The organism is Actinoalloteichus hymeniacidonis, assembly GCF_014203365.1.
Classification (GTDB): Bacteria; Actinomycetota; Actinomycetes; order Mycobacteriales; family Pseudonocardiaceae; genus Actinoalloteichus_A; species Actinoalloteichus_A hymeniacidonis.
This window is the reverse complement of the sequence record NZ_JACHIS010000001.1, coordinates 1058264-1081165: the sequence shown is the minus strand read 5'-3', so window position 1 is coordinate 1081165 and position 22902 is coordinate 1058264. Positions and strand designations below refer to the sequence as shown.

At 68.8% G+C, this 22902-nt stretch carries 19 protein-coding genes; 7 read left to right on the top strand and 12 right to left on the bottom strand.

The window, feature by feature from the left end; all coding sequences use genetic code 11:
* Window positions 1–18 precede the first annotated feature (18 nt).
* Window positions 19–1578 carry a signal recognition particle-docking protein FtsY gene (gene ftsY / locus BKA25_RS04950; protein WP_069851753.1) on the bottom strand — a complete coding sequence of 520 codons (1560 nt, stop codon included), beginning with the start codon at window positions 1576–1578 and terminating at the stop codon, window positions 19–21.
* 117 nt (window positions 1579–1695) lie between these two features.
* Here ftsY and BKA25_RS04945 point away from each other — a divergent pair, with 117 nt between their 5' ends.
* Genes BKA25_RS04945 through BKA25_RS04935 form a run of 3 tightly spaced genes read left to right on the top strand, consistent with a single transcriptional unit; the run spans window position 1696 to window position 4997 of the window.
* Window positions 1696–2976: an anhydro-N-acetylmuramic acid kinase gene (locus BKA25_RS04945; RefSeq protein WP_236750373.1), complete on the top strand. Its 1281-nt coding sequence runs from the start codon at window positions 1696–1698 to the stop codon at window positions 2974–2976.
* A 12-nt stretch (window positions 2977–2988) separates the two neighbouring features.
* On the top strand, window positions 2989–4623 hold the full coding sequence (locus BKA25_RS04940; RefSeq protein WP_084643344.1) for a sodium:solute symporter: 1635 nt from the start codon (window positions 2989–2991) through the stop codon (window positions 4621–4623).
* A 47-nt stretch (window positions 4624–4670) separates the two neighbouring features.
* Window positions 4671–4997 (top strand): GNAT family N-acetyltransferase, encoded by a 327-nt coding sequence (locus BKA25_RS04935; RefSeq protein WP_069854015.1) that lies wholly within the window; start codon window positions 4671–4673, stop codon window positions 4995–4997.
* A gap of 54 nt (window positions 4998–5051) precedes the next feature.
* On the opposite strand, the gene BKA25_RS04930 is transcribed toward BKA25_RS04935, so the two are convergent.
* A complete protein-coding gene (locus BKA25_RS04930) occupies window positions 5052–5465 on the bottom strand; it encodes a hypothetical protein (protein ID WP_157421243.1) in 414 nt (137 codons plus the stop codon).
* A 451-nt stretch (window positions 5466–5916) separates the two neighbouring features.
* On the opposite strand from BKA25_RS04930, the gene BKA25_RS04925 reads away from it, so the two are divergent.
* Together BKA25_RS04925 and BKA25_RS04920 are read left to right on the top strand one after the other, a co-directional pair.
* The gene (locus tag BKA25_RS04925; protein ID WP_069851759.1) at window positions 5917–6795 is read left to right on the top strand and encodes a helix-turn-helix domain-containing protein; all 879 of its coding nucleotides are present in this window, start codon (window positions 5917–5919) and stop codon (window positions 6793–6795) included.
* 112 nt (window positions 6796–6907) lie between these two features.
* Window positions 6908–7111, top strand: a complete 204-nt coding sequence (locus BKA25_RS04920; RefSeq protein WP_069851761.1) for a DUF397 domain-containing protein — start codon at window positions 6908–6910, stop codon at window positions 7109–7111.
* Between the two features lie 79 nt (window positions 7112–7190).
* On the opposite strand, the gene smc is transcribed toward BKA25_RS04920, so the two are convergent.
* From smc to BKA25_RS04905, 3 genes are all read right to left on the bottom strand, one after another.
* Window positions 7191–10883 (bottom strand): chromosome segregation protein SMC, encoded by a 3693-nt coding sequence (gene smc, locus BKA25_RS04915; protein ID WP_069851765.1) that lies wholly within the window; start codon window positions 10881–10883, stop codon window positions 7191–7193.
* Between the two features lie 232 nt (window positions 10884–11115).
* Window positions 11116–11898, bottom strand: a complete 783-nt coding sequence (locus tag BKA25_RS04910) for a GIDE domain-containing protein (RefSeq protein WP_069851767.1) — start codon at window positions 11896–11898, stop codon at window positions 11116–11118.
* Window positions 11899–12098: 200 nt separating this feature from the next.
* The gene (locus BKA25_RS04905) at window positions 12099–12446 is read right to left on the bottom strand and encodes an acylphosphatase (RefSeq protein WP_084643346.1); all 348 of its coding nucleotides are present in this window, start codon (window positions 12444–12446) and stop codon (window positions 12099–12101) included.
* Between the two features lie 111 nt (window positions 12447–12557).
* On the opposite strand from BKA25_RS04905, the gene BKA25_RS04900 reads away from it, so the two are divergent.
* Window positions 12558–13310 (top strand): CAP domain-containing protein, encoded by a 753-nt coding sequence (locus BKA25_RS04900; protein ID WP_236750374.1) that lies wholly within the window; start codon window positions 12558–12560, stop codon window positions 13308–13310.
* A gap of 5 nt (window positions 13311–13315) precedes the next feature.
* The gene (locus BKA25_RS04895) at window positions 13316–14002 is read left to right on the top strand and encodes a hypothetical protein (protein WP_157421244.1); all 687 of its coding nucleotides are present in this window, start codon (window positions 13316–13318) and stop codon (window positions 14000–14002) included.
* Window positions 14003–14098: 96 nt separating this feature from the next.
* Here the strand turns inward: BKA25_RS04895 and BKA25_RS04890 are convergent, their stop codons facing one another.
* The 7 genes from BKA25_RS04890 to BKA25_RS04860 form a co-directional block, all read right to left on the bottom strand.
* Window positions 14099–14776 carry a response regulator gene (locus tag BKA25_RS04890; protein ID WP_069851769.1) on the bottom strand — a complete coding sequence of 226 codons (678 nt, stop codon included), beginning with the start codon at window positions 14774–14776 and terminating at the stop codon, window positions 14099–14101.
* Window positions 14773–17385, bottom strand: a complete 2613-nt coding sequence (locus BKA25_RS04885; RefSeq protein WP_069851770.1) for a DUF4118 domain-containing protein — start codon at window positions 17383–17385, stop codon at window positions 14773–14775. Before BKA25_RS04885 ends, BKA25_RS04890 begins: the two co-directional genes overlap by 4 nt.
* A gap of 74 nt (window positions 17386–17459) precedes the next feature.
* Entirely contained in the window at window positions 17460–18068 is a 609-nt protein-coding gene (gene kdpC, locus BKA25_RS04880; protein ID WP_069854018.1) for a K(+)-transporting ATPase subunit C, read from the bottom strand.
* A 32-nt stretch (window positions 18069–18100) separates the two neighbouring features.
* Window positions 18101–20299: a potassium-transporting ATPase subunit KdpB gene (gene kdpB, locus BKA25_RS04875; RefSeq protein ID WP_084643347.1), complete on the bottom strand. Its 2199-nt coding sequence runs from the start codon at window positions 20297–20299 to the stop codon at window positions 18101–18103.
* Entirely contained in the window at window positions 20296–21957 is a 1662-nt protein-coding gene (gene kdpA / locus BKA25_RS04870; protein ID WP_069851771.1) for a potassium-transporting ATPase subunit KdpA, read from the bottom strand. Before kdpA ends, kdpB begins: the two co-directional genes overlap by 4 nt.
* Window positions 21957–22064, bottom strand: coding sequence for a K(+)-transporting ATPase subunit F (gene kdpF, locus BKA25_RS04865; protein WP_069851772.1), 108 nt, complete (start codon window positions 22062–22064; stop codon window positions 21957–21959). The genes kdpA and kdpF overlap by 1 nt, the downstream gene beginning before the upstream one ends.
* Window positions 22065–22352: 288 nt before the next feature.
* Window positions 22353–22508 carry a hypothetical protein gene (locus BKA25_RS04860; RefSeq protein ID WP_157421245.1) on the bottom strand — a complete coding sequence of 52 codons (156 nt, stop codon included), beginning with the start codon at window positions 22506–22508 and terminating at the stop codon, window positions 22353–22355.
* Window positions 22509–22902 lie beyond the last annotated feature (394 nt).

The window sequence follows — 22902 nt, the reverse complement described above, 5'->3', positions numbered from 1 at the left end:
GGCCGACCGGCCGCCGGGTCAGTAGAGCAGGGCGTTGACGAAGGCGGCGGGTTCGAAGGGTGCGAGGTCGTCCGGTCCCTCACCGAGGCCGACCAGCTTGACCGGGACGCCGAGCTCACGCTGCACCTGGAAGACGATGCCGCCCTTGGCCGTGCCGTCCAGCTTGGTCAACACGATGCCGGTCACATCGACGACCTCGGAGAACACCCTGGCCTGGGTGAGCCCGTTCTGGCCGGTGGTGGCGTCGAGGACGAGCAGCACCTCGTCCACCTCGGCCTGCTTCTCGACCACACGCTTGACCTTGCCCAGCTCGTCCATCAGGCCCGCCTTGGTGTGCAGGCGGCCCGCGGTGTCGACGAGAACGGCGTCCGCGCCCAGGGTGGTGCCCTGCTTGACGGCGTCGAAGGCGACGCTGGCCGGGTCGGCGCCCTCGCGACCCCGAACGACCTCCGCACCGACTCGGGTTCCCCAGGTCACCAGCTGTTCCGCAGCCGCCGCACGGAAGGTGTCGGCCGCACCGAGCAGCACATGCCGACCGTCGGCGACCAGCACTCTGGCCAACTTGCCGGTCGTGGTGGTCTTGCCGGTGCCGTTGACGCCGACCACGAGGACGACGGCGGGCCTACCGCTGTGTGGGAGTGCCCGCACCGAGCGCTCCATCTCCGGGTGCAGGGCCTCGACCAACACCTCGGTCAGCAGCTCACGCACCTGCCCGGCGGTCCGCACGCCACGCGAGGCGATGCGTTCCCGGAGCTTGCCCACCACCTCGCTGGTGGTCAAGGCACCCAGGTCCGCGAGCAGCAGCGTGTCCTCGACGTCGGTCCAGGAGTCCTCGTCGAGATCGCCCGCGCCCAACAGACCCAGCAGGCCCTGACCGAAGGCCGACCGGCTGCGCGAGAGGCGTCCCCGGAGTCGCTCCAGCCGTCCCTCGGTCGGGGCGATCTCCTCGACCTCGGTCGGGACCACGGTCTCGGTGGAAGCTGCATCGGTGGTCACGGCCGGGGGCGCCTGCGGCGCGGCCTGCGGTTGGGCGGGCACCGGCGTCGTGGGCGGCTCGGCGGGCTGGACGGGCACCGGGGTGGTCGGCGGCTCCGTGGTGGTCGCGCCGGTGTCGGTCGTGCCGGGGGTCTGCTGCTCGGTCTCCGCCGGAGCGGGCGCGGCCTGCTCGGGCGCGGCCTGCTCGGGCGCGGCCTGCTCGGGCGCGGCCTGCTCGGGCGCGGCCTGCTCGGGCGCGGCCTGCTCCGTCGGCGCGGCGACATCCCCTGCGGGCAGGGTCACGTCGACGATGCCCTGCCGATGCGAATCCCTGGGCACCGAGGCGTCGTCACCGACGCCGGGCTGCCCGTCGACCTCGGTGCGTTCGACCGGGGGTGCCGCAGTGGTCGCCGACAGGTTGAAGCCGCCACCAGCCTGGTAACCACCCCCGCGTTGGGCGGGACGCAGTTGCTCGGTCGGCTTCTCGGCTTCGGCATCGCTCAGGCGAATGCGTCGTCGTCGCACCAGCGCCACACCGGTGATCAGCGCTGCGGCGAGCACGACGAGAGCGATGACGAGAACCCAGATCAACGTGGTCGACACGGGGTCATCCTCCCACCCGACGTGGGCTGTGTCGGGAACCGGCCGGAGGTGATGTCGAGCTCGGCGCAGGAGCGTTACCTATTGCGCAAACTCGCGCTGTGCTTTAGACCACAGCAAGTGAACGGTTTTCGGGTCGTTGGGATCAGCTCGGGCACCTCGATGGACGCCATCGACGTTGCCGTGGCCGAACTCGCGCTGAATCGGGACACGGTCTCGCTACGCCCGCTGGGTTCCGATGCGATGCCCTACCCGCCGGATCTGCGGCGCAAGCTGTCCGCCGTCGTCGCAGCGGGCGACTGTTCGGCCAGGCTGCTCTGCGAACTCGACACCCGGATCGGGCAGTGTTTCGCCGAGGCCGCCACCCGGGTGATCGAGACCCGGGCGGGCGGCCGGGCGGACCTGATCGCCTCCCTTGGCCAGACCGTCTATCACTGGATCGACACCGCCGAGGAGCCCGCCGCCGATTCGCCGAGGCGGGCCGGTCGATGCCTTGGCACCCTGCAACTCGGCTGTCCATCCTGGATCGCGGAGGCCACCGGGCTGCCGGTCGTGGCCGACCTGCGCACCAGGGACGTCGCCGCAGGCGGACACGGGGCTCCGCTGGCGGGCCTGTTCGACCAGTACTGGATCGCCGGGCTGTCCGCACGCCGGGGCGAGGAGCCCCGCGAGGGTGCGATCGGGGTGCTCAATCTCGGGGGCATCGCGAACCTCACGGTGGTGGACGCCGGTCGGTCCATCGCCTACGACATCGGCCCGGCCAACGCCCTGTTGGACGCGGCGGCCACCGAGTTCGATCCGGCGGGCCCCGGCCACGATGTCGACGGTCGGCTCGCCGCACAGGGCAGCCCCGATCCGGAGTTCCTCGGCGTGCTGCTGGCCGACCCGTACTACGTCGCAGCGCCGCCCAAGTCGACCGGCAAGGAGCACTTCGGTCGGGAGTATCTCCGTGCGCAGTTGGCGAATCGTCCCGACCTCTCGCCCGCCGATGTGCTGGCGACGCTGGTCGAACTCACCGCCGAGACCATCGGCGCGGCCGTCCACCGTCACGGAGTGGGCCGGGTGGTCGTCTCGGGTGGCGGTGCGCACAATCCGACGCTGCTTCGATCGCTGCGTGCTCGGCTGGCACCGGCGCAGGTGACGACCAGCGACTCGCTCGGGCTGCCCGGCGACGACAAAGAGGCGTATCTCGCCGCGACGATCGGTTTCCTGAGCTGGCACGGACTACCGGGGAACCTGCCCGCCGCGACCGGAGCAGCCGGGTCGAGGGTTCTCGGTTCGATCACGCCCGGCAGGGAACCACTTCGACAACCCGTTCCCCACGACACCTCGGTGCACGCCCTACGCATCGATCACGACAACACCCGCACCGATTCCGGTCCGGCCGGCGACGCGCACTGACCAGGAGGCGTCATGCACACACTGGATCTCATCGTCATCGTGGGTTATCTGGTACTCATGCCGGTGCTCGGCGTGCTGCTGGCGGGCAGACAGAAGTCCGCCGAGGACTACTTCGTCGGCGGGCGGAACCTGCCCTGGTGGGCGGTGTGCTTCTCGGTGGTGGCCACCGAGACCTCCACGCTCACGGTGATCAGCGTCCCCACCGTCGCCTATCTGGGCTCCTTCACCTACCTCCAGCTGGCCATCGGTTATCTGATCGGCCGGGTGGTCGTGGCCTTCGTCCTGCTGCCGCGCTACTACGCAGGCAACCTGGTCAGCGCCTACGCCTTCCTCGGGAAGCGCTTCGGCCGCGGGCTGCAGGGCACCGCGTCGGTGACGTTCCTGGTCACCAGGCTGCTCGCGGACGGTGTCCGGCTGTTCGCCACCGCAATCCCCGTGAAGCTGCTATTGGACGCCTTCGGCCTGAACGTCGCCTACTGGCAGATCATCCTCGGGCTCTCGCTGTTCACCGTGATCTACACCTATGTCGGTGGAATCAAGGCGGTGGTCTGGGTCGACGTGGTCCAGATGGCGATCTATGTCGGCGGTGGCGTCGCGGCGGTGTGGCTGTTGGCGAACCGGCTGCCCGACGGCTGGGTGGGCAGCGCCGCCGAGGCAGGCAAGTTCCAGCTACTCGACTTCGGTTCGAGCATCCTCACCAACCAGTACTCCTTCATCACCGCAGTGATCGGCGGCGCGATCTTCGCGATGGCCTCGCACGGCGCCGACCAGCTCATGGTGCAGCGGCTGTTGGCCTGTCGGAACGTCAGGGACAGCCAGAAGGCGCTGATCGCCAGCGGTTTCGTGGTGTTCCTGCAGTTCGCCGTGTTCCTGGTGGTCGGCGCGATGCTGTGGAGCTTCTACGGCGGCATGGATCCGGCCGCCCTCGGCCTGGGCAACAATGACGAGCTGTTCCCGACCTTCATCATCGAGGAGTTCCCGCCCGGACTGGCGGGCCTGATGATCGCCGGCATCCTCGCCGCCGCGATGAGCACGCTGTCCTCCTCGCTGAACTCGCTGTCGACCTCCACCGTCAGCGACCTCTACCAACGCTTCACCCGACGAACCCTGTCCGATGAGGCGGTCCTGCGGTACGGCCGGATCTGGACGGTCGTCTGGGCCCTGGTGTTCGTCGGTTTCGCCTCGCTGTTCACCACGACGTCGAACCCGGTGGTGGAGGTGGGGCTCAGCATCGCCAGCTACACCTACGGCGCGTTGCTGGGTGCCTTCGCCCTGGGTCTGCTCGTCCGGCGGGCCAACCAGGTGGATGCCATCGTCGCCTTCGCCTCGACCATCGTGGTGGTGCTGCTGGTGATGACCTTCGTCCGATTCCCGGGCGCCGACGGCGAACCGACGGTGTTGGCCTTCCCCTGGTTCGCGCCGCTGGGTGTGGCGGTCACCATGCTGGTCGGCTGGCTGATGTCGCTGCGCAGGCCGCGACCCGGAGTCATCACCGAGGACTTCATTCCGCGCGATGCCGGGCCTCGCGACGCCACGCCGCCGGAGTCGAAACCGGCGGGCGCAGGCCCGAGCGGGGCGGGCATCGAGAAATCGGGACCGACGGACACCGATCCCAGCGGTCGGCCCGACCCGGTGAGCGAACGGTGACGCGAACGACGGTGCCCGCGCCTGGAACGCGGGGCAGGATGGCGACCATGGAACAGCCAAGCAACGCGGAACTCGCCGTGACCGACGCCGTCGAGGCAACCCGGTACGAGGGCCGGATCGCCGAGCAGCTCGCCGGTTTCATCGACTACGGCTGGGCCGGTCCGGTTCTCGTGCTGAAGTACGCGAGGGTTCTGCCGGAGTTCGGCGGCCGGGGCGTCGGCGGCGCGCTGGTTCGGCAGGCCCTGGACGACGTCCGGGCGCGTGGTCTGCTGATGCAGCCCGCCTGTTCGTTCGTGGCGAGCTGGGTCGACAAGCACCCCGAGTACGCCGACCTCGTGGCGCCGCAGGCAGGCGACCGACCGGCACCGGAGTAGCGAGCAGCGGGGTCGGTCCGTCCTCGGTCGGCCCCGCACCCGGCGAGCCCTCGGTCAGGAGTCGGTGCTGGAGCTGGAGCCGTTCAGCCATGCGAGTCCGCCCAGTAGGTGCTCGACGAGCTCCTTGCGTTGTTCGGCACTGAATGCGACCTGGATGTTCTCGTCCTCGCTGAGGAACAGTCCCAGCGAGATCCTGCTGCGATGCGGCGCGATGCGTAACGTCACGATCCCGCGCTCGACGTGGGGTACCTCGACGTCGCGGGTGTCGTTGGCCTGTAGGCCCTCGATCACCTCGCCGATCGCGTCGGCGTCCAATAACACGGCGAACATCGCGGTCGATGCCAGTCGCAAGTAGACCTGCCTGCGGTCCTCGGTCAGCTCGATCTGGCTGGTGCAGTGTCCCGTGGTCAGATCCTCACCGGTCACTCGTCGGTAATAGGTGAACGATCGCCGGGAATGCGCTGACATCGCCATCCTCACTTCTCCGCCGCAAACCCTGTGGCGGTCCGATGGTTCGATCTGGTTTCGCGGGTTCGTGCCGACCGGCAGGCTGGCCAGGCCCCAGCGAAGAGCCTACGGGCGCACGCCACCCATACCGAGGGGCGATGCGTCGGGATGAAATCATGGGCAGCGGTGGCTACGCTAACCAGCTTGTCTGAAAATTTCAGCCAGACAAGAGCACGACTGAAGTTTTCATGTGATTCACCCGATCGAGTGGCAGCACGCAACCCGGTTCAGTACGTAAGGTCTCATCGGTGGCTCGCCGTCACCCGCCGGAGTGGTAGCGCGGTGTCATTCCCGAAGGGCAGTCGTTCCCCGGGGCATCGCGCATGGGCGGGTGACCCGAAGGCGGACCCCGATCTCGGAAAGTTTTTCCCGTCGGCGATGTTCGCCGCGTCCCGTCGACAAGGAGGTACGGGTGCCAGCACCAACACGCGGCAACCCGACGGCGCGAAGGCGCCAACTCGCCCGCGAACTACGCAGGCTGCGAGAACAGGCCCAACTCACTCTCGAAGCAGCCTCACCGCTGCTCAACTTCTCACCGGCGAAACTGTCCAAGTTGGAACGTGCGCAACATGCGGCTCATCCCAACGACGTAACGGTGATGCTTCAGGCGTACAACGTCAGCGGTGAACGCGCCGACTCGTTGATCGCGCTGGCCAAGGAGGGAAGGCAGAAGGGTTGGTGGGAGATCTATGGCGACGCGGTAATCGACTGGTTCGAGGCGTATATCGGTCTGGAGTCCGATGCCACCGCCATTCATGCCTTTGAGATCGATCTCATCCCCGGGCTCCTACAGACCCATGATTACGCCCGGTCGGTGATCGAGGTATGGGAACAACCCAGTGCCGCAGGCGAAGACGACGTGGTGAATCGGCGGGCGAAACTACGCACCGCCCGGCAGACCCGACTCACCGAGGAGGATCCGCTGGAGTTCCACGCGGTGATCGGACAAGCCGCGTTGCAACAGCTCATCGGCGGCCCATCGGTGATGCTGTCCCAACTGGAAAGCCTGATCTCGATCGCCCGGCTCGGCAATGTCACCGTCCAGGTCGTGCCGTTCTCCGCAGGCGCACACAGCTCGCTCGGGACCGCCTACTCCATCCTGCACTTCCCCGATGGCGAGGACGACGTGGTCTACCTGGAGACCCTGTGCCGGGGTCTATACGTCGAGTCCCACGACGACGTCGCGCGCTACAACGCGAGTTTCAGCGATCTGTGCGACGCAGCGCTTTCGCCTGCGGAATCCACCGAACTGATGACAAAGTTGGCCGCCGACCTGACGCGACACTCCTGACATCACCCCAAGTCGCTTCGCGGGGCAGGCGCGGCAGGCGATATCCGGCGATTCGCCGCCACCGACCACCGAGACTTCTCGTCGCGGCTGGCACCACGAGGAGGATCCGAAAATGGGGCAGCTCTTTACCGCAGGAACGTGGCGGAAGAGCATCCGCAGCAACGGCGCCGGAAACTGCGTCGAGGTAGCCACGATCCGGGAGCTGATCGGGGTCCGCGACTCCAAGAATCCGAACGGCCCGGTTCTGTGGTTCCCGATCATCCACTGGATGGAATTCCTCGATCAGGTGGAGAAGGGTCCACGATCGAGCCGGTGACATCGGAGATCACCCGCCCCGTAACCCACCGAGGAACGCGATGCCCGGGGTCTGCCCGGCCACGGGCATCCATCCGGGCTCAGTTCCCCTCGGGTTCCTCCGACGCCGTGGTCGCGGTGGACTCGGCGTCCGCCTCCGCCGGTCCGGGATCGGCGGTGCCGGAGCCCTCGACCGCCGCTGGCACCGGCTGAGATCGCTCGCGACCCCGCAGCCGCTGCGAGATCACCGTGCTGATGCCATCGCCCCGCATGCTTACCCCGTACAACGCGTCCGCGATCTCCATCGTCGGCTTCTGGTGGGTGATGATGAGCAGCTGCGAGGTCTCCCTGAGCTGTTCGAGCAGGCCGATCAGGCGGCGGAGGTTGGTGTCGTCCAATGCCGCCTCGACCTCGTCCATCACGTAGAACGGTGACGGCCTGGCCCGGAAGATCGCCACCAACATCGCCACCGCCGTCAGTGACTTCTCGCCACCGGAGAGCAGCGAGAGCCGCTTGACCTTCTTGCCGGGTGGCCGCGCCTCGACGTCCACCCCGGTGGTCAGCATGTCCTCGGGCTCGGTCAACACGAGCCTGCCCTCGCCACCGGGGAACAGCGTGGCGAAGACGATCTCGAACTCCCTGGCCACATCGACATACGCGGTGGAGAAGACCTCCAGGATCCGCTCGTCGACGTCCTTGATCACCGTGAGCAGATCCCGCCGGGTGGCCTTGAGGTCCTCCAGCTGGGTGGCGAGGAAGCGGTAGCGCTCCTCCAGCGCCGCGAACTCCTCCAGCGCGAGCGGATTGACCTTGCCCAGCAGCGAGAGGTCCCGTTCGGCTCGCTTGGCCCGGCGCAGCTGGGTATCGCGGTCGTAGGGCACCGGAGCGGGTGCGGTGACCTCCTCGCCGCGGTCCCGGGCCGCCTCGTACTCCGCCATCTCGGCCGCGCTGGGCGGCACCCCGATATCCGGGCCGTACTCGGCGGCCAGATCGTCCAGCCCGATACCGAAATCCTCGGAGATCTTGGTTTCGAGCTGTTCCAGCCGCAATCGCCGTTCGGCCCGCAGCACCTCGTCGCGGTGCACGGCATCGGTGAGCTTCTCCAGGGTGACGCCGAGTTCCCGGGCCCGATTGCGCACCGTGGTCAAGGCCTGTTCCCGGTCGGCACGTGCGGCCTGGGCGGCATCGCGCTCATGGACGGCCCGGCTCAACGACACCGCGATGCGGCCCGCCGCGAACTCACCCGCGTCGACCACCGCCTTGGCCACGGCGGCACCACGATTCCGCGATTGGCGTGCGGCGGCGATCCTGGCTCGGTTCTCCCGCTCGATGCGGGCGGCCCGGCGCAACTGCTCGGCCCGGCCCTGCACCGACCGCGCCCGTTCCTCCGCCGTCCGCTGCACCAGCCGGGCGTCCATCTCCCGTTGTCGGCAGGTGTCGACGGCCGCTGCGGCCTGTTCGCGTTCGTCCGAGTCCGGTTCGTGCTCCAGGGGTTCCGATTCCACCGCCGCGAGCCGGTCCCTCGACTCGTCCAGCTCACGCAGGATCCGTTCGTGGGTCGCCTCGATCTTGGTCCGTCGATTGAGCAGCTGCTCGGCCTCGGCACTCGCGGCGCGTGCGGCCTGGCCGAGTCTGCTCAGCCGCTCGGTGCTGCGGGCCTTGCGGACCTTGGCCTCGTTGACGGCCTCGCCGACGGTGCGCATCTGCTCGCGCCGGTCCCGCTCGTCGGCTCTGGCGCCCTCCAACGCGGCCGAGAGCCCCTCCAATCTGCGCTGCGCGGCGGTGAGCTCCCGACCGGCGTCGTCCACGGCCGCCTGGACCTCGATGACGCTCTGGTCGCGCCCGGATCCGCCGGAGGCGAAGCCCGCACCGAGTACGTCGCCCTGCGGCGTCACCGCCCGCAACTCGGGTTGGTCGGCGACCAGCGTCTTGGCGGCCGCCAGGTCCTCGACCACGACGACACCGTCCAAGGCGCGCAACAGCGCGGGCCGCAGACCCTGCGGTGCGCCGACCAGATCGACCGCCCAGCGGGCCGTGGCGGGCAGGGCCGGTCGGTCGCCGGTCGGGATCGGCGGCGCACCGCCGAGCAGCAGGTTCGCCCGGCCGGCGTCCTGGGACTTGAGCAGTTCCAGCGCCACCAGTGCGTCGTCGAATCCGGTCAACGCCACCGCGTCGGCGATCGGTCCCAACGCGGCGGCCATCGCCACCTCCGCGCCGGGCTCGACGGTGAGCAGGGCCGCGACCGAGCCGAGCAGACCGGGCAGTCGTTCCCCCGCCGCCAGCAGCGCGCCCGCGCCGTCCTTGCGGGTCAGGCCGAGCGACAGGGCGTCCACCCTGGCGGTCCAGGCCGCGATCTCCCGTTCGGCGGCGCGCTCGGCGGCGACCAGTTCGTTGACCCGTTCCCTGGCCTGCTCCCGTTCGGCCGTCGCCGTGCGGTGTCGGTCGCCCAGATCCGCGTCGTCGGTGTCCTGGCCGTCGTCGACCGCCTGCTGTTCGGCCAGTTCCTCGGCTGCGGCGACCGCACGCTCCGAGACCTCGGCCAGGCCGACCGACAGCCGTTCGATCTCCTCTGCCGTCGAGTCCGCCTTGCTTCGCAGGAGCTCGACCTGTCCGGCCAGTTTCGCCAGGCCCTCCCGACGGTCCGCGACGGCGCGCACGGCCGCGACGTGGGCCCGTTCGACGGCGGCCAAGTCCTGCTCGGCCTTGCCGCGTGCCTCGACCGCATCGGACAGGTCGAATCTGGCCTGTTCCAGGACCTCCGCCAGCTCGACCTCGGTCTCGGCGGCCTCCTCCGCCTCGGCCTCCAACTCCTCCGGGTCGCGGCCGCCGCGCGGGCCGTCCAACGGGGCGGCCAGGTGGCGGTGTCGCTCGGCGGCGAGCCGGACGGTGCCGCGCAACCGTTCCTCCAAGGCCGACAACCGATACCAGGTGTCCTGGGCGGCGTTGAGCCTCGGCGCGTCCTGCGCGAGCTGTTCCTCCAGCGCGGTCTGCTCGGCCTGCGCCGTCTGCAGCGCGCGCTCGACCTCGGCGCGGCGGGTGCGCACCGAGACCTCGTCGGCCTCGTCCCTCGCCAGATCGGCCCTGGCGGTGACGAGGTCGTCGGCCACGATCCGCAGCCGCGCGTCCCGCAACTCCATCTGCACGGCCTGGGCGCGGCGGGCGATCTCGGCCTGTTTGCCCAACGGTTTGAGCTGGCGGCGTAGTTCGGCGGTGAGGTCGGTGAGTCGGGTCAGATTGGCCTGCATCGCGTCGAGCTTGCGCAGCGCCTTCTCTTTGCGCTTGCGGTGTTTGAGGACGCCGGCCGCCTCCTCGATGAAGGCGCGGCGCTCCTCCGGCTTGGACTCCAGGATCGAGGCGAGTTGGCCCTGCCCGACGATGACGTGCATCTCCCGGCCGATACCGGAGTCCGAGAGGAGTTCCTGGATATCGAGCAGGCGACAGGCGTCACCGTTGATCTCGTACTCGGTGGCGCCCTCGCGGAACATCCGGCGGGTGATCGAGACCTCGGTGTACTCGATGGGCAGGGCGCCGTCGGAGTTGTCGATGGTCAGGGTGACCTCGGCGCGGCCGAGGGGGGCGCGGCCGGAGGTCCCGGCGAAGATGACGTCCTCCATCTTGGCGCCGCGCAGCGCCTTGGCACCCTTCTCACCCATCACCCAGGTCAGCGCGTCGAGCACATTGGACTTGCCGGAGCCGTTCGGGCCGACCACACAGGTGATCCCCGGTTCGAAACGCAGCGTGGTGGCCGAGGCGAAGGACTTGAATCCCTTGAGCGTCAGGCTCTTCAGGTGCACGGCTCGGCCATCCCTCCACGTTCCTCGTTCCCGGCCACAAGACGCGGGTCAGACCGACGAGCGTACTCATCGCCACAGGTCAACCGGCGTGCTGGCGGACAGGTGGGTGCTCGCGCGCGTCCGTCGCGGCACGGCAGCGCCACCACTGCGATCTAGCTCTCACTCGTTGGAGGAGCGGGCTCGCCAGGGGGGAGGTGACTGTGTGTGTCGGGTGCGCGGGTCGTCGACCTGCTCAGGAGAGCGCGCCCGCAATGGTGAGGATGATGCCCAGCGGCACGGCGACGAAGATGCCGATGCGGATGAACTTGTGTGTCGTAGTGCGGGAAGCGCGGAGTTCCTCCTCGCTGCGGGTGGAGATGATGAAGTGGCCCTTCTCCGGCCGAGACACCGTCAAGTCGCCGCGCCGGTCGTTCACTTCACCCAGGATGTAAAGCCGCTGGCCGGGGCGGACCACCCACTCGGTGTAACGATGTCCGAGCGTGCCACCGCCGCCCATCCGATTGCCGACCAACCGCATCAGAGTGTTGCCGAGACCGCTGCCGCCGGGGCCGTGCGCCGTCTCGTAGCTGTTGAGCACCTGCTCCGGCTTGTCCGGTCGCAGATTGCCCGGCTCGATGGTGATCGTGTCGCCCGCGTCGTCCTGGATCGCGTAGCTCTGCGAGGAGCTGTGGTCGGCGAGCTGTTCGGTGCGCTTGGAGACATGCCGCTGGTTGTCCCGGTAGGTGACGTGCTCGTACTCCCGCTCGATGCGGTAGCGGAACCAGACGCATTCGGTCCCGGTCAGCTCGGAACGCAGCATTCCCGACGGGCCGGCTGTGGCCCCGCCCACGACCTCGCACTCCTTGCGGAAGGAGCCCTTCGCGCCGATGTCGTCGGACGCCTGACGCAGCATGCGCAACTCCGCGACCGGAAGCGTCTCGGCCGCGATCATCGCGTGCAACTCACTACGGGTGTGCGACATCAAGAAGAAGGCGATCACTGAGGCGATCAGTAGACCGATTCCGATGAAGACCATTCCTCGACCCTTCGTTGCCACCCACATCGCTGCCCGCGCCCGCCGATTCGACGGTTGGGACGGCCTCACCCTATGGGTTCGCCCGAGCGAGCGTTAACGGCTTGACGAAAGCGTGGCCTACGACGAGACCAATCGTCGTTTCCTGCGTGATTCGGGTCGCATTCATACCGGCTGATTGACCGATCAAGTTCCTGTTGCGATCACCGTTCCTCGAATCCCACGAGGCCCGGTTGCGGCTCGGTCCACAGCGGCACGACGGTGTCGACCGCACCCGGCGTCTGGCCCGAACGCAGCAAGGCCAACAGCCGTTCGGCCACCTCGACGGACCCCTGCGCCACCACCGCCACTCGGCCATCCGGCAGATTCTCCGCATAGCCCGAAAGGCCCAACTCCAACGCGCGGCATCGGGTCCACCAGCGGAATCCGACGCCCTGCACCCGGCCGGCGACCCAGGCCGTGAGTCGGACGGCACCGCCGGTCTCTGACTGTTCGCCAACGCGGTCCGCAGCCGGTTCGCGACCCGGTTCCACACCGAGATCCTTATCCATTCGAGTCATGGTGCCGTACCGAGATCCGCACGTCACGACGGCGCGTCCCGCTCCGAAACGATCTTGGCTTGGCCTGTTCGCGGTCCCCCCGCCCTGGTACCGTCTCCGCCCGTGGTCCACCACCGGAGCAGACGCCTCGGCTCGACCGTCGGCCTGCTGGCCATGGTCGGCGGAGCATTCGCGGCCGGGGTTCTCACTGTGACGTCGGAGGATTCCTCGTTCTTCGCCGCCACCGATTCGGTGGTCGAATCGACGCATTCCACCGGCCCGCCACACTTATCCGACGGTGCGTCGGCTCCCACATCGCAATCCGAGCCGCCCGCACCGAGCACCACCGAGTCCGCTCCGTCCGAACCGAGCATGACGGAGCCGCCACCGGTCACCACGACCGAGGAAACCGACTCGGAGACAACCGAGGAACCACCGCCGCCACCGCCGCCGGAGCCGGAGCCAGAACCAGAACCGCAGCCCGAGCCGGAATCGGCGCCAGGGCACTCCCCGGAGGCCGCCGCAGTGGTGGACCTGGTGAATCAAGCCAGGAGTGACGCGGGCTGTGGGCAGCTACAGTTCGACGAGCGACTCGTCAACGCGGCGCAGGCACACAGCAGCGATATGGCGAATCGTGATTACTTCTCCCACGAATCGCCGGAAGGCACGAGTTTCGTGGATCGCGCGAACGCGGCCGGACATCCCAGCCCCGCCGCGGAGAACATCGCGATGGGCGCTCGCAGCGCCGACCAGGTGATGCAGATGTGGCTCGAATCCCCTGGCCACCGGGGGAACATCCTCAACTGCGATCTGACCACGATCGGAGTGGGGTTGGACACTAACGGCTGGTACTGGACACAAGTATTCGGACGGTGAAAAACGTGCGGGATGACCGCCGCGACGACAATGATCGAAAGAAAGCGCCACCAGCGGTACTACTCGCCGCTGCGGGCGTGGTGACCGCCACCGCGTTCGCGACCATCGCGACCCTGGGTGTGGGTTCGGCCCCGCCGCAGGGAGACGGCACCGGACCGCTCCCCACTCGACAGGACGTCGTCAACCGGCAGGACGGGATCACTCCCGGTAGCTCCTCGGACTCGTCGGAGGAGTCGACAACCACCGACGAGACCTCGGAGACGACCGAGGACCTCGACACCGTCGGCGACGAGACCACCGTCGAGGACGAGACCGAGGCGGGCAACACGCCCGAGGACACGCCGAACCGGACGACGAATCCGACCGGCGATGGTGGCGGTAGCAACGGCGGCAACGGCAACGGCGGGGGAGGCAGCGACGACGGCGGCAGCTCGACGCCCGACTCGCCGACCAAGCCACCCACGTCGGACACGCCGCCGCCCACCTCGGACACGCCGCCGCCGGACACCACCGAGCCGCCGACCAGCGATCCCGAGGTGCCCTCGGATCCGCCGGAGGAGGACCCGGAACCGACGGACCCGCCGGAGGGCGACGACCCGCCGTCGTTGTCCTCGCCGCCACCGCCGCCGCCGTCGTCGAGCACCGACCCGACGTCGACGACCGGTGACCCACTGCGCGGTGCCTCGGCCTGAGTCGCCGATTGCCACGCCACGAGGCAGGCCGTGTCCCTGGACAGGGGGCGCGGCCTGCCTCGTCTCGGGTGCATCGCCGCTGAGCGAGCGGCATCCTCAGACGTCGAACCGGTACCCCATCCCCGCCTCGGTGCGCAGATGACGCGGGTTACGCGGATCGGGCTCCAGCTTGCGGCGCAGCTGCGCCAGGTACACCCGCAGGTAGTGGTTCTCCGCCGGATAACCCGGGCCCCAGACCTCGCGCAACAACTGTTGCCGAGGCACCAGCCTGCCTCGATTCCGAACCAGCACTTCGAGGATGCCCCACTCGGTGGGCGTCAGATGAACGGCTTCCTCACCGCGATACACCTGTTTGGCCGCCAGGTCCACGCTGAACGACGCGGTCTGCACCCGAGGTTCGTCGGACTCGGCCACGCCCGAGCGGCGGATGGCGGCCCGCAGCCGGGCCAGCAACTCATCCATCCCGAAGGGTTTGGTGACGTAGTCGTCGGCACCCGCGTCCAGGGCGCGCACCTTGTCCGAGGAGTCGGTACGGGCGGACAACACGATGATCGGGACGCGGTTCCAGCCGCGCAGCCCCTCGATCACCGTGGTGCCGTCCAGATCGGGCAGGCCGAGATCGAGCAGGACGACGTCGGGTTTCCCGGTGGCGGCGACGCGCAGCGCGCTCGCACCGTCGTGCGCGGCGAGAACGTCGTAGCCGTGGGCGGCGAGGTTGATCCGCAGGGCGCGAACCAAGGCCTTCTCGTCGTCCACCACCAGCACGGTGGTCATCGCGCCGCCGACTCGTCCGTTGGATCGCTCGCCGCCTCGCCTGCCACCGGCAGGGCGAGCACCACGGTGAGCCCGCCGCCCGGGGTGTCCTCGGCGCGGATCGTGCCATGCATCGCGGTCATGAAGCCTCTGGCCACGCTCAATCCGAGCCCGAGGCCGGTGCGTGGCTCCCGGTCGCCGAGCCGTTGGAACGGGGCGAAGACGTCCTCCGCCGCCCCGCTGGGCACCCCGGGTCCGGAGTCGACCACCCGCAGTTCGGCCTGGGCGCCGTGCACACTGGCCCGGACGTAGACCACCGATTCGGGTTCGGTTCGGCCGTAGCGCAGGGCGTTGTCGATGACGTTGGCCACCACCCGTTCGAGAAGCCCGGTATCGGCGGAGACCGACGGCGACCGCTCGTCGATCTCGACCCGCACCGATTCGCGGCCCTCCATTCCGGAGAGCGCGGTGTACACCACCTCGTCGAGCCCGACCGGCTCGATCAACGGGGTCACCGCTCCGGTGGCCAGCCGCGAGGAGTCCAACAGATTCGCCACCAATCCGGTGAGCCGATCGGTCGCCTCGTCGACCGAGGCCAGCAACTCGGCGGTGTCGACATCGGACAACCGCAGCGTGGGATCGCGCAGACTGGCCAACGCGGTCTTCGCGGTGGTCAGCGGGGTGCGCAGATCATGACCGAGCGAAGCGAGCAGCGCGGTGCGCAGGCCGGTCGCGTCGGCCCGACGTTGCGCGTCCTGGGTCTCGACGACCATCCGCTGCTGACGCAGGGCCAGCAGCGCCTGCCCGGCCGCGGCCTCCAGCACGAGCTGGTCCGACGCCGGGAGCACCCGTCCCCGCAGCACGAGCCGCACCTCCGGGTTGACCGCGACCTCGGTATCGGCCTCGGGCGTGTCGGACCGCTCGGTCGGCGTGTCGGAATCGCCGCTGACGGCGACCCGTTCCCAACCTCCGCCCCGGTTCTCCTGCAACACCACCGAACTCACCCCGAAGTTCTCCCTGATCTTGTCCAGTAGCCGCTGCAACGGCTCCGAATGGGTGAGCACGGTCCGCGAATAGGACGCGAGCAGCATCGCCTCGGCACGCGATCGACCGGCTTGATCGGCGGATCGCGCGGCGCGGTCCACCACCAGCGCCACCATCACCGCGACCGCCACCATCACCACCAGCGTGACGATCTGCTGACGAGCCGAGACCACCAGCGAGAACATCGGGGTGGTGAAGAAATAGGTCAGCAGCGCGCCGGAGACCGCAGCCGCGCACAACGCGGGCCCGAGGCCGCCGACCAGGGCCACCACCACGATGACCAGCAGGAAACCGACGACCTCGGTGGACAGGTCGAGCTTGGAGTGCAGTAGCAGGCCGAAGACGGCGATCGCGGCAGGCAGCAGGACGGCCAGCACCCAGCCGAGCGCCTTGCGGCCGACGGGTATCGGGTCCATCCGTTTGCGATGTCCCCGACCGGCGTGCGCATGGGTGACGATGTGGACGTCGATCGAACCCGACTCACGCACCAACGCGGCGCCGATGCCCTCGTCCCACAACCGGGCGGCCCGTGAACGCCGGGAACTGCCCAGCACGAGCTGGGTGGCGTCGACGCCCCTGGCGAAATCGAGCAACGCGCTGGGTACGTCGTCGCCGAGCACCAGGTGGAAACTGGCGCCCAGGTCGACGGCCAGCCGCCGACACCGGGCCACCTCGGCCGGTTGGCTGCCCGCGAGCCCGTCGCCGCGCAGCGCATGGACCACGAACAGCTCGGCCCCGGCACGGTTGGCGATCCGACGCGCCCGCCGGATCAGTGTCTCGCTCTCCGCGCCGCCCGTGATGGACACCACGACCCGTTCCCGGGTCTCCCAGGTCTGGGTGATGTGTTGATCGGCGCGGTACCGGCGCAACGCCACATCGACCTGATCGGCGACCCACAACAGCGCCAGTTCCCGCAGGGCGCCCAGATTTCCCGGGCGGAAGAAGTTCGCCAGGGCGGCGTCGACCCGGTGCGCCGGATAGACGTTGCCGTGCGCCATCCGCCGACGCAGTGCCTCCGGGGTGATGTCCACCAGCTCGACCTGTTCCGCAGCCCGCACCACCTCGTCGGGCACGGTCTCCCGCTGGCGGGTGCCGGTGATCGTCTCGACCACATCGTTGAGGCTCTCCATGTGCTGGATGTTGAGCGTGGTCAACACATCGATGCCCGCCGCCAACAGCGCCTCGATGTCCTCCCAGCGTTGCGCGTGGCGGGAGCCGGGCACGTTGGTGTGCGCCAGTTCGTCCACCAGCGCGATCTCGGGTGCCCTGGCGAGGACCGCGTCGAGATCCAGCTCCGGCAGCTCGCGGCCCCGGTAGTGCAGCATCCGGCGCGGCACCGCCTCGATGCCCTCGGTCAGGGCCTCGGTGAGCGCCCGGCCATGGCTCTCGACGAAGCCGATCACCACGTCCGCGCCGCGATCCCGCCGCCGGGCCGCCTCCCCGAGCATGGCGTAGGTCTTGCCGACCCCGGCCGCCGCGCCGAGATAGACCCGCAGTTCACCCCGGCGCGGCGGGCCATCGGCACGCTCGGCGGCCCGCCGATCGGCTGAGTCGGCGGCATCGGCCTGCTTCGACGCCTCGTCCACCCGAGAAGTCTCTCTCGCTCCTGCGCGCGGCACCGTCCTATCCCCTTCCCGTCGGGGTGATCGATGGATCCATGTCAGGGCTGCTCGTGCACGGCGTCGCGGACCGCGAGGTTCAGTGCGAGCACGTTCACCGTCGGCGCACCGAGAACACCCAGCTCGCGACCGGCGGTGTGCGCGGTCACCAGGTCTCGAACGCGTTGCTCGTCGAGGCCGGCGACGCGGGCAACCCGGCCGACCTGCAGTTCGGCGTAGGCCGGGGAGATATCCGGATCCAGTCCGGAGCCCGAGGCTGTCACCGCGTCGGCGGGCACCGCGTCCACCGACACACCCTCGCGGGCGGCGATCGCCGCCGCCCGCTGGTGCACGAGCTGGGTCAGCTCGTCGTTGTCGGCGGCCAGGTTCGAACCACCCGATTGATTCGGATCGCCCGCGCCCAACGGGCCGTCGGCGCCGGCCGATGGACGGTGGTGGAAATAGCGGTCGGCGGTGGGATCCTGAGCCGAGGCCGGATCGACCAGGTCGATGCCGAGGTGCTGTGACCCGACCGGCTGGCCGTCCACCACGATCACCGATCCCTCCGCCTGGTGGGACAGGCCGGGCAGTCTGGCCACCGACCACACCGCCAGGGGATACAGGACGCCGGTCAGCAGCGTCATGACCAGCAGCAGACGCAGACCCGCCATGGTTTGGCGCAGAACAGCGGTGGACACGGTGATCACCCGATTCCGGGAAGGTGACGGACGAGGAGGTCGATGAGCCAGATCCCGAGAAACGGCGTGACGAGTCCGCCGAGGCCGAAGACCAACAGATTGCGACGCAACAACCTGCCCGCCCCGGCGGCCCGATAACGCACTCCGCGCAACGCCAAGGGGATGAGCGCCACGATGATCAGCGCGTTGAAGATCACCGCCGAGAGGATCGCCGAGGACGGGGTGGCCAGTCGCATGATGTTCAGCGCCTCCAACTGCGGATAGAGGCCCACGAACATGGCGGGCAGGATCGCGAAGTACTTCGCCAGATCGTTGGCGATGCTGAACGTCGTCAGCGCGCCGCGCGTGATCAACAGCTGCTTGCCGACTTCCACGATCTCGATGAGCTTGGTCGGGTTGGAGTCGAGGTCGACCATGTTCCCCGCCTCTTTGGCGGCCGAGGTCCCGCTGTTCATGGCCACGCCGACGTCGGCCTGGGCCAGGGCGGGGGCGTCGTTGGTGCCGTCGCCGGTCATCGCGACGAGCCTGCCGCCTGCCTGCTCCTTCTTGATCAGCGCGATCTTGTCCTCGGGTCGGGCTTGGGCGAGATGGTCGTCCACGCCCGCCTGCTCCGCGATGGCCTTGGCGGTGAGCGGGTTGTCGCCGGTGACCATGACGGTGCGGATACCCATGGCCCGCAACCGCACGAACCGCTCCCGCATCCCCGGCTTGACCACGTCGGACAGTCGGATGACCCCGAGCACCCGGGCTCCGGCGCCGCCCACCTCGCCACAGACCAACGGCGTACCGCCCGCCGCGCTGATCCGCTCGACCACGTCGCCGAGTTCACTGGGGACGGTGCCGCCGCTGTCCCGGACCCAGTTCGCCACCTCGGTGGCCGCGCCCTTGCGCACCGAGCGCGTCGTAGCCGCGGATCCGGTGGCGTCGTCCTTACCCGGTAGGTCGATGCCGCTCATCCGGGTCTGGGCGGTGAAGGCGATGAACTCGGCCGTGCTCTCGGCCGCGTCGGGCTCGCGATCCAGCCCGTGTTCCCTGGCACACAGGTCGATGACGCTGCGGCCTTCCGGGGTGTCGTCGGAGAGGCTGGCCAGGCGGGCTGCCTCGGCCAGTTCGGCGAGGTCGACATCGCCGACCGGCACGAGCTCCACGGCCTGTCGGTTGCCGAAGGTGATGGTGCCGGTCTTGTCCAGCAGCAGCGTGTTGACGTCGCCCGCCGCCTCGACCGCACGACCGGAGGTGGCCAGCACGTTGCGCTGTACCAATCGGTCCATGCCTGCGATGCCGATCGCGGAGAGCAGCGCGCCGATCGTGGTGGGGATCAGGCAGACCAGCAACGCGGTCAACACGATCACCGACTGTCTACCGCCGGAATAGGCGGCCATCGGCTGCAACGCCAGGATCGCGAGCAGGAAGATGATGGTCAGCGTCGACAACAGGATGGTCAGCGCGATCTCGTTCGGCGTCTTCTGCCGTTGCGCGCCCTCGACGAGACCGATCATCCGATCGACGAAGGACTCGCCGGGCTTGGCCGTGATGCGGACGACGATCCGGTCGGACAGCACCGAGGTGCCGCCGGTCACCGAGGAACGATCGCCGCCCGCCTCGCGGATCACCGGGGCGGATTCCCCGGTGACGGCGGACTCGTCCACGGTGGCCAGCCCTTCGACGATGTCACCGTCGCCCGGGATCGGGTCGCCCGCCGAGAGGAGCACCAGGTCGCCGACCTGGAGCGTGGCCGCCGAGACCTGTTCGACGGCGAGGTCGTCCTCGGCGAGCAGACGTCCGATCCGGTCGGCGGCATCGGATGCGGTGATCCGGTTGGTGACGCTGTCGACCCGGCTGCGGCGCAGGGTGTCCGCTTGAGCGCGTCCGCGTCCCTCGGCCACCGCCTCGGCGAGGTTGGCGAACAGCACGGTGAACCACAGCCAGCCCGACACCGCGAAGGCGAAGGGCGCGGGGTCCAGCACAGCCAGCACGGTGACCAGCAGCGCTCCGACCGCGACGACGAGCATCACGGGGTTGCGTGCCTGGTGCCGTGGGGAGAACTTGCGGAGTGCGGCGGGCAACGAGGTCCACAGCAGGCGAGGCGAGAACGACCCGGCCCGCACCGGTCGGCCGCCGGCCTGGTCGGCCGGGTCGGCGAATCGGGTGTCCTGCTCGGTGGTGGAGTCCCGGAGTCGGGTGGGGTTGTCGGTGGGGGTCATGCCAATGCCTCCGCGATGGGGCCGAGGGCCAGAGCGGGTAGGAAGGTCAGCGCGGCGAAGAGCACGGCGGTGCCGGTGAGTAGCCCCGCGAACAGTGGTCCGTCAGTGGGCAGGGTGCCCTCGCTCGGGCTGACGGCACGTTGTCTGGCCAGGGCACCGGCCAGGGCCAGTACCGCGATGATCGGCAGCAGCCGGCCGAGCAACATCGCCACACCGAGCGTGGCCTGGAAGAACGGGTCGGTGACGGTGAGCCCGGCGAAGGCGCTGCCGTTGTTGTTGCCTGCCGAGGCGTAGGCGTAGAGCACTTCGGACAGTCCGTGTGCGCCGCCGTTGGTCATCGCCTCACGGGTCGCGCCGCGCAGCAGGGCCGTACCGGTGCCCAACAGCACGATGGCCGGCATCGCCAGCATCGAGATCGCCGCGCAGGAGATCTCGACCCGTCCGATGCGTTTGCCGAGGTATTCGGGGCTACGCCCCACCATCAGACCGGCGAGGAACACCGCGAGTACCGCGATCACCAGCAGCCCGTACAGGCCGCTCCCGACCCCGCCGGGCGCTATCTCGCCGAGCAGGATGTTCAACAGGACGGCGCCGCCGCCCAGACCACTGAAGCTGTCGTGCATGGCGTTCACCGCACCCGTGGAGGTCCCGGTGGTGCTCACCGCGAACAGCACCGAGGCGGTGATGTCGAAGCGGGTCTCCTTACCCTCCAATGCGGCGCCGGCCGCCAGTGTCGCCGGGCCGTGCGCGTGGGTCTCCGCCCACCAGGTGACGGCCAGCAGGACGCTCCACAGCAGGCCGACCACCGCGATCAACACGTTGCCCTGCCGTCGATTCCCGACCATGATGCCGAAAGCCCTGGTCAGGCAGACCGGAATGACCAGCAGCAGGAAGATCTGGAGCACGTTGGTCCAGGCTGCCGGATTCTCGAAGGGATGCGCGGAGTTGGCGTTGTAGATGCCACCGCCGTTGGTGCCCAGGATTTTGATCGCCTCCTGGCTGGCGGCGGGCGCCAGCGGGAGGTCGTGGACGACCCCGTCGAGACCGGTGATGCGCACACTCTCCGCGAAACTCATCACCACCCCGGCCGCGACGAACAGGACCGCCGCGAACAGGGCGACCGGTAGCAGCACCCGCACCACGCCCCGGGTGATGTCCACCCAGACATTGCCGATCCGGTCGGTGCCCGCCCGGACGAAACCGCGCACCAGCGCGACGGCGACCGCCATCCCGACGGCGGCGGAGACGAAGTTCTGCACTGTCAACCCGACCGTCTGCACCAGGTGGCCGAGCGTCTGCTCCGGCACATAGGACTGCCAGTTGGTGTTGGTCGCGAAGCTGACCGCGGTGTTGAACGCCGTGCCGGGCTCGACCGCACCCCGGCCGAGGTCCAGCGGCAGCAACGCCTGGAGGCGCTGGAGCAGATACAGCAACAGGATCGACACCAGTGAGAAGCCGAGCACCCCGATCGCGTAGCCGCTCCACCGTTGGTCGGAGTCCGGGTCCACGCGAACCAGTCGGTAGACCAGCCGTTCGATCCGGTTGTGGGTGGTGCCGGTGTACACCGAGGCCAGATAGGCACCGGCCGGGCGGTAGACGAGGGCTAGGGCGAAGACCAGCACCGCGAGCTGGATCAGGCCTGCCGTCAGCGCGCTCATCAGAACCGGTCCGGGCGAAGCAGTGCGAACACCAGATACCCGATCAGCGACAACGCCAGCACACCGGCGACCACGTCGGCGGCCAGGCTGGTCGCGGGGCCCGTCACAACCGCTCCAGACCGCGCACGGTCAGTGCGAGCAGCACGAACACGCCGAGAAGCAGCGTGAGATAAGCGAGGTCAGCCATGGTGGAAAAGTCCTTCGTCGGCTGCCGTCCCCTGATGGACGAACACCGTCGGAGCCTGCGCCCGGGGCCCAACCGATCGCGAGGGCTTTGACGGCTTCTTGATGCCGATGCCCCGGACATTGACGGACTCTTGACGCGCCGTGTGACGGGGGACGCCCGCTCGGCGATTCGGACGGGCGTGAGCCCGCTCACCAGGCAACGGACCCGATCAGTAGGAATACACCGGATCAACCGAACCCGCAGAGCGAAGCGAGCGCCCCGCAGGCAGGTCGGCCTGGGCGGCGGCGGTGTTGGTCAGCCCATCCGAACGCATGGCCCAGGTCAGCGACTCAGCTAAGGGATTTGATGGCTGGGCGTTCGTCACGGTCGGTCACCTTCTCTGTGCGCCCTGGGAGGACCCGTGTCCACACCACCGCAGCCACTCGATGCTTTGGCCGGAAAGCTCAGCAAGGTTATCCGAGCTGCCGACTACCGGTCGCAGAACACTGAAGAGAGGCTGTTCCCGAGGCCAGGCCTGAATACTAGTCGGAATGGAGACAGACCAGCGCGCCGATCGGCACAGACAGCCAACTGTAGGGAACCATCAAAGACTCGACCGAGTTCCCAGTCCAATCCACAAGTCCGAAGCAACCACCCTCACCTTCATTTTCACGAAACACACTAGAATGAACTTAGCAACGAGAAAACCAGGGAATAGCCTCCGCCGAGGATACCCTCGATTTCTATGACCAAGCACGTTGCCGGACCCGGCATCGAAA

Excerpts from the sequence above, each read along its gene's own strand:
- BKA25_RS04890 (WP_069851769.1), bottom strand. The coding sequence starts at position 14,776 with ATGACCACCGTGCTGGTGGTGGACGACGAGAAGGCCTTGGTTCGCGCC.
- kdpC (WP_069854018.1), bottom strand. The coding sequence starts at position 18,068 with ATGGCGGGTCTGCGTCTGCTGCTGGTCATGACGCTGCTGACCGGCGTC.
- BKA25_RS04905 (WP_084643346.1), bottom strand. The coding sequence starts at position 12,446 with ATGGATAAGGATCTCGGTGTGGAACCGGGTCGCGAACCGGCTGCGGAC.
- BKA25_RS04935 (WP_069854015.1), top strand. The coding sequence starts at position 4,671 with ATGGAACAGCCAAGCAACGCGGAACTCGCCGTGACCGACGCCGTCGAG.
- kdpB (WP_084643347.1), bottom strand. The coding sequence starts at position 20,299 with ATGACCCCCACCGACAACCCCACCCGACTCCGGGACTCCACCACCGAG.
- BKA25_RS04920 (WP_069851761.1), top strand. The coding sequence starts at position 6,908 with ATGGGGCAGCTCTTTACCGCAGGAACGTGGCGGAAGAGCATCCGCAGC.
- BKA25_RS04910 (WP_069851767.1), bottom strand. The coding sequence starts at position 11,898 with ATGGTCTTCATCGGAATCGGTCTACTGATCGCCTCAGTGATCGCCTTC.
- kdpA (WP_069851771.1), bottom strand. The coding sequence starts at position 21,957 with ATGAGCGCGCTGACGGCAGGCCTGATCCAGCTCGCGGTGCTGGTCTTC.
- BKA25_RS04930 (WP_157421243.1), bottom strand. The coding sequence starts at position 5,465 with ATGTCAGCGCATTCCCGGCGATCGTTCACCTATTACCGACGAGTGACC.
- BKA25_RS04940 (WP_084643344.1), top strand. The coding sequence starts at position 2,989 with ATGCACACACTGGATCTCATCGTCATCGTGGGTTATCTGGTACTCATG.